Source organism: Rhodanobacter fulvus Jip2 (assembly GCF_000264315.1).
Lineage (GTDB): Bacteria > Pseudomonadota > Gammaproteobacteria > Xanthomonadales > Rhodanobacteraceae > Rhodanobacter > Rhodanobacter fulvus.
This window is the reverse complement of record NZ_AJXU01000066.1, coordinates 1-4,005: the sequence shown is the minus strand read 5'-3', so window position 1 is coordinate 4,005 and position 4,005 is coordinate 1. Positions and strand designations below refer to the sequence as shown.

5 protein-coding genes are annotated in these 4,005 nt (G+C 53.2%); all 5 read left to right on the top strand.

Annotated features, from left to right (window positions below; translation table 11 throughout):
* Positions 1–110: 110 nt before the first annotated feature.
* The 5 genes from UU9_RS18075 to UU9_RS14610 all read left to right on the top strand — a co-directional run bounded on the left by UU9_RS18075 (position 111) and on the right by UU9_RS14610 (position 3,554).
* On the top strand, positions 111–350 hold the full coding sequence (locus UU9_RS18075; protein ID WP_156804316.1) for a hypothetical protein: 240 nt from the start codon (positions 111–113) through the stop codon (positions 348–350).
* 112 nt (positions 351–462) lie between these two features.
* On the top strand, positions 463–1,245 hold the full coding sequence (locus UU9_RS18250; RefSeq protein ID WP_007082544.1) for a hypothetical protein: 783 nt from the start codon (positions 463–465) through the stop codon (positions 1,243–1,245).
* Entirely contained in the window at positions 1,226–1,486 is a 261-nt protein-coding gene (locus UU9_RS17660; RefSeq protein ID WP_083839001.1) for a hypothetical protein, read from the top strand. The genes UU9_RS18250 and UU9_RS17660 overlap by 20 nt, the downstream gene beginning before the upstream one ends.
* A 159-nt stretch (positions 1,487–1,645) precedes the next feature.
* Positions 1,646–2,353, top strand: a complete 708-nt coding sequence (locus UU9_RS14615; RefSeq protein ID WP_007082543.1) for a transposase — start codon at positions 1,646–1,648, stop codon at positions 2,351–2,353.
* A 40-nt stretch (positions 2,354–2,393) separates the two neighbouring features.
* A complete protein-coding gene (locus UU9_RS14610) occupies positions 2,394–3,554 on the top strand; it encodes a hypothetical protein (protein ID WP_007082542.1) in 1,161 nt (386 codons plus the stop codon).
* Positions 3,555–4,005 lie beyond the last annotated feature (451 nt).

The window sequence follows — 4,005 nt, the reverse complement described above, 5'->3', positions numbered from 1 at the left end:
ATAGATCAGAGCATCCTTAGTAGTGTGGCCAGTGAATTCATCAACTACACGATCGAACAGGCAGAAAGCCACAATAACAACGCCAAGAAAGATATGGGAAAGGATATTAAATGAAAAAGTTTATTGTAGCTTTTCTCCTCGGCTTGATCGCAACGCTACTTATTATGGCGCTTGGTTTTGTGGTGGCAACTTTAAGGCTTCTCGTGGAAGGCCATGGATTTCATGAAATCGTATCAAATTTTTATAGGTCCACCTTTCTGGGTAGGGGGTGGAGAATTGCTCTTGTTCCGGGGGTGGCAATTTTTCTTCTGTCACTCATCGGCGGTCCAAGGTTGCGCCCGCCGCACTGACGAGAGAAACAGGGGCCAGTGTGAACTTTCCGACGAATGCATTCCGCACACGCCAAAAACGGTCAGTGTGTACTTTGTGCGCCCATCGAAAAGTCCACACTGACCCCTGTTTTTGGCCACGGCCCTTGCGTATGTGGCGATGGCGGCGATGGGCGGGCCAGTCAAGACGGCGGGCAGCTATCTGTTTGACAGCTCACCGCAGGGTCAGTGGCTGTATCAACAGAAGGAGGCGCTGCTGGTAGGGCCGTTAGCCGGCTTGGTCGGCACCTATGGATTCAATGCGCAGACCGACGCGGATCAGCAGGCGGTGTACCCGGCCAGCCACGTGGTGTCGTCGGTCGGCGTGGATGCCGTACTGTCGACGATAGGCGCGATCGGTGCAAAAAAGGGTGTCAAGAGCATCGTCGAGGGCGCGGAGGGGTTTAGCAAGAAGGTTGACGCGGCGGATCAGTTGGTGAGGGATGGGGCGAAGGGAGTAGAAGGGGCGATAGATGATCTTGCTTCGAGTAAAGTTAAGTGGGTTGATGAGAATGCAGGTATGAGTCCGCGTGCTCGCGATTACAACGATTCGGCAACGGGCGCACGTTCTAATCCTGCAACCCGGTCTGGCCAAGCTCCAGCTCTAGAAAGAACGATGCCCGATGGCTCAACGAGACTAGTCAAGTTCGATGGTGTGGATGGCAACGTTTTGGTTGATAGAAAGATTTCGGTTGTAACAACAAGTAAGTCGAAGAATCAGGCGCTTAGGCAGTCTGAAGTTTTGAGTCAGAATGGCTTGACTGCACGTTGGGAGGTTCCTACTCAAGCTCAAGCTACTAGGGCTCAGAAAATGTTTGATGAGTTGGGGATTAAAAATATTTCGATAAAGGTGATTCGTGAACCAGGAAATCAATAAGCATGTCGCGCAGGCCCTCGTTGAAATGGCTTTGTTTCTAGAGTTTTCGGGAGATATGATAATAGACCCTGATGCCGCAGTACAGGCACTTGAACAATTGTCCTCAACGTTGCAAATGGCAAACGTGGAAACTAAAGCGTCCTTATGTTTGCATTTTGAAAATATCGCATTGGAGTATCAGGGCGATAAGGCAGAGTTCGTGAGGGGTATGGGTGAAGAATTGGGATTGATTGACGAATAATATTTGAGAAACAGGGGTCAAGAAACAGGGGTAAGAAACAGGGGTCAGTGTGGACTTTCCAAGAAACAGGGGTCAGTGTGGACTTTCCGACGAAGGCATGCGGTGGGATCCGACAGACCCGTGCGCGCCCACGCGGCAATCTCGGCTGGATTTTTCCATATGGACCGCCAGATGCCTCGCCAACCGAGACTCGATCTTGCCGGGGTACCACAGCATGTTGTGCAGCGAGGCAATGACCGCCAACCCTGCTTCTTTCAGGACATCGATCATGTCCGCTATCTGGATGAGTTACGTGAGATCTGCATGCGCGAAAGGTGCGCTGTACATGCCTACGTGTTGATGACCAATCACGTGCATCTATTGATGACGCCTTCGGGGCAGGGGCAGGTGGCTCGGGTGATGCAATCGTTGGGGCGACGCTACGTGCGGTATGTCAATGATCGCTATCGCCGTACGGGCACGTTGTGGGAGGGCCGGTACAAGGCGTGTCTGGTGGATAGCGAAAGCTACTTGCTGCGGTGCTACCGCTATATAGAGCTCAACCCACTGCGCGCACGCATGGTGGCCGATCCCGCAGACTATCGGTGGTCGAGCTTCGCCTGCAATGCGCTTGGGGTCGTCGATCCGCTGATTCGGCCACATTCGTCCTATTTGAGCCTCGGTGGAAACGTGGACGAGCGCTGCTCGGTCTATCGAGCGCTCGTCGAGGAGACGATGACGCCCGACGAGTTGGCTAGTATCCGGCTGCATCTACAACGCCAGCACGCGTATGGAACCGAACGCTTCCGCGCAGCGATCGAGGCGCAACTGTCACGCCGTGCCGGCCCGGCCAAGATAGGCAGACCGAAAAAGGCCGCGCTTTCTTAGAAAGTGCACACTGACCCCTGTTTTTGAAGGCAGGACACTGATGCAGTTGGCGAGTGCGGCTGTCGGCGGTGCGGTGGGCGGAGGCGCCGGTGCGGTGACGGCGCTGGATGGGGAGAAATACAACCGGCAGTTGCATCCGGACTATGTGGAACACCTGCAATCGCAGGCCAAGGCCTTCGCCGAGCAGGAATGTGGCTGCACCTTGAGCCAGTTGCCGCAAGACCAGCAGGACGAATGGCTCGACAACGCCACGAATGCCTTGCTGGTCACCGCGCAGCGACTGCAGGACGATACTTTTAATGCCAGCTTCAGTGGAGCGCCGTTGGACGCGGCGGCCGAGGCGTTCCTCCAGACCGACTCCTTCGGCGAATGGATCGGCGGCACGTACTACGACATGTCGCATGCCAATGCCGAACAGCGCGCCGACCCGAACATTAACGGTTACGCCCTGTACCAACAGTTGAATAGTGACGACAACGGTGGCTTGGGCGCGCTTATGTCGGCTACGGGCTACAGCATGGAGCAGTACTACGTATTGGGAAGGAACGATTACTACTCCGGGGAGCCGCAGTCACAGGCCATGGACGAGGCCATCTATCAGGCGCAGCAGCAGAGCGGCAAGGACTTCCTGAATTTTCAAGGTGGGATCATTGCAAATGCCTTTGTGATGGCGACAACGGCCGGCATTGGCAATGCGGCGATGGAAGTTTACGGAGGCACACGAGTAGGAACCGTCCTCAAGTATGCATTGACGTCACGTGGCGGTATGGCACTGACGAATTCGGGAATCAATGCGGTAGCGCAAGCTGCCGAGCATGATGGGAAAATAAACTGGGTTGATGTCGGAACGACAGCTGCGACGAGTTATCTTGGTGCCGGACGGAACCTTGGATGGAACATGGCTTTGGGAGCCAGTGGAGGTGTGGTCGGTACGGAATACGCCAATTGGTCGGAAGACAAGGATGACAGCGTTTTGGCTAGTGGTCTGACCAATGGATTGGCGACGGGTATTGGCTTTGGTGTGGGTGACCCCATGACCAAGAGCTTGTTGGAAAAGTATCCGGGCACATTTTGGCCGGTGGCTTGGGGTAATTTGACCGGCGACGCAATTACGGAGTACGTTAATTACAAAATTGAGCAAGCTGATAAACTTGGTGAGAAAGTTAGTGACGATAAAAGTAACTCGAGTATGAGTAAGTGAAGAGATTTGCGTCGGCGTTATTTCTCGGGCTCGTAATGATGGCGATCGTCATTATTGGAGGTGATTGCATTGTTTTTGTTCGCCTACTTCTAGGGGGACATAATTTTGATTTCGTTTTATCTTATATGAGCATTGACCGCAAAAGTTTTATGATCGCTCTCGTTCCAGGAGTTGCAATTTTCGTTCTGTCATTAATAGGTGGCCCAAGGAAGCGTCCGCCACATTGACAGACAAAACAACGAAGACACCACCAATCAAACAAAAGGGTCGGGTTAATTTTCAAACAAAGGGGTCAGGTTCTGGAAACAAAGGGGTCAGGTTCATTTTCAAGCGGAGTAAATGAACCTGACCCCTTTGTTTCACAAGCATGTGCAAGCAATCCAGGAACGGGGTCGGGTTCACTTTTACTGAAAACCCGCCGAGAAGTGAACCTGAGGTGGTCCGGCTTTTT